The organism is Microbacterium sp. Bi128, from assembly GCF_918698205.1.
Genome location: NZ_CAKKMM010000786.1, coordinates 1 through 2,339 on the forward strand (window position 1 = coordinate 1; position 2,339 = coordinate 2,339).

Below are 2,339 nucleotides of genomic sequence, written 5' to 3' on the forward strand. Positions count from 1 at the left end.
CGCGTGCATCATCGACCGCAGCGGCAGCGCCTACCGCCTCGCCCTGGATCCGAACCGTCATCTGGTCCTCGGGCCCTCCCGCGGCCAAGTGGAATTCCATTGGCTCCGCCACGCATGGCTGGACGCACAAGGCGCGCATCCCGAGGGGCATCGGCTCCGCCGCTTCTACCCCGCCACCAGGGACGAAGTGGTCTCGGACCTGTTCGAAACCCTCGCCCTGGAACGCGGGACAGCCCCGGCCGGGGGCGCCTGGTCTCTCGACATCGACGGCCTTGCCTCGCACCCGTCCGGCATCGAGGACATCGACGTCCAGCTCCGGCGCCAAGACGTGCTGGCGCATGCCCACGTGACAGACCCGTTCGGACACCTCTACCGGCCCGCACGGCACCGCAGGCACTGGTATCTGCCGGCTGCCGCCGGTTTCATCCTCTACATCGAAATCCCCGCCCCCGCCGCAGCCCGCTGAGACCGGTGCCGCCGCCGGCGGGCCGGTGTTAAAGATCCGTCAAGATCGGCCCCGGGGCGGGAGCCGCTCCCGGCTCCGGTGTTATCGTCGGCAGTAAACACGATGGTGGGCATCGCGCGGAGAGGCATAGATGACCACGATGAGCAGGCCGCCTTCGGATCCCTCAGCGGCACGGCCGGGAGCCGGGGACAACTTCAGGAAATGGCTGCTGTTCGGCCTGCAGGACGCCAAGGGTATCCATCAGGGGCCCGGGGCCGTGAGCGACAGCCACCTGAAGAAGCACTCGTGGTGGCAGGTCATGTGCCTGACCGGCGTGGACTACTTCTCCACGCTGGGCTACCAGCCCGCCATCGCCGCGCTCGCGGCCGGCGTGATTTCGCCGCTGGCCACCCTGGTCCTGGTCGCCGTGACCTTGCTGGGCGCACTGCCGGTGTACCGCCGGGTGGCCGGCGAAAGTCCGCGCGGCGAAGGGTCCATCGCCATGCTGGAGCGGCTGCTGCCGCGGTGGGGCGGGAAACTGCTCGTCCTGGTGCTGCTGGGTTTCGCCGCCACCGACTTCATGATCACCATGACGCTCTCCGCTGCGGACGCAACAGCGCACGCGATCGAGAACCCGTTCGCCCCCGACTGGATCCAAAGCCAGAACGTCGCGGTCACGCTGGTCTTCCTGGCCCTGCTCGCCGCCGTGTTCCTGCGCGGTTTCAAGGAGGCGATCGGCGTCGCCGTCGTCCTGGTGGGCATTTACCTCGGGCTGAACGTCGTCGTGGTCATCACAACGATCATCGAGGTCCTGCAGCACCCGGTGGCGGTCGACAACTGGTGGCTGGCCCTGACCACCCAGCACGGGAGCCCGCTGATGGTGGTGGGCATCGCGCTGCTCGTCTTCCCCAAGCTGGCCTTGGGCCTGTCCGGGTTCGAGACCGGCGTCGCCGTGATGCCGCAGATCCGCGGCCACGTCACGGACACCGAGGAGAACCCTGAGGGCCGGATCAAGGGTGCACGCCGGCTGCTGACGACGGCGGCCCTGATCATGAGCGCGTTCCTCGTCACCACAAGCTTCACCACGGTGGTACTGATCCCGGCGCAGGAGTTCCAGCCGGGCGGGCAGGCGAACGGGCGTGCCCTGGCCTATCTCGCGCACGAATACCTGGGAAACGGATTCGGCACCGTCTATGACCTGAGCACCATTGCCATCCTGTGGTTCGCCGGCGCCTCCGCCATGGCCGGGCTGCTGAACCTCGTGCCGCGCTACCTGCCCCGGTACGGCATGGCCCCCGGGTGGGCAAGGGCCGTGCGCCCGCTGGTCCTGGTGTTCACCCTGGTGGGGTTCCTGATCACCTGGCTGTTCGACGCCGACGTCGACGCCCAGGGCGGCGCTTACGCCACAGGCGTCCTGGTCCTGATGACCTCCGCCGCGGTGGCGGTGGCACTGTCCGCCCGGCGCGGGAAACAGCGCAAACGCACTATCGGGTTTGGCGTCATCGCCGTCGTGTTCATCTACACCACGGTGGCCAACATCATCGAACGGCCCGAAGGCATCCGGATCGCCGCGTTCTTCATCGGGGGCATCATCGTGATCTCCCTGCTTTCCCGCATCCGGCGCTCCTTCGAACTCCACGCGACCCATGTCCACATGGACCGGAAGGCATTGGAGTTCATGTCCGCCAACCTGGAAGGTCCGATCGCCATCATCGCCCACGAGCCGTTGCGGCTGAGCCCTGAAGCCTACCTGGACAAGCTCACGTCCGCGATCGAGGTCAGCCACCTCCCCGTGGACTACCAGGCGCTGTTCCTCGAAGTCGTCGTGGACGACTCCTCGGACTTCGAGACCGCGCTCGAGGTCCGCGGGGTCACCCGGCACGGGTACCAGATC

Annotated in this window: 2 protein-coding genes; both read left to right on the top strand. The window is 67.7% G+C overall.

All coding sequences use genetic code 11. From position 1 onward, the window contains the following. Positions 1-466, top strand: a 466-nt coding sequence (locus tag LQV45_RS26225) for a hypothetical protein (RefSeq protein WP_230009613.1), incomplete at its 5' end; no start/stop codon positions are given. Between the two features lie 130 nt (positions 467-596). Beyond that, positions 597-2,339, top strand: a 1,743-nt coding sequence (locus LQV45_RS26230) for an amino acid transporter (RefSeq protein WP_230009615.1), incomplete at its 3' end; no start/stop codon positions are given.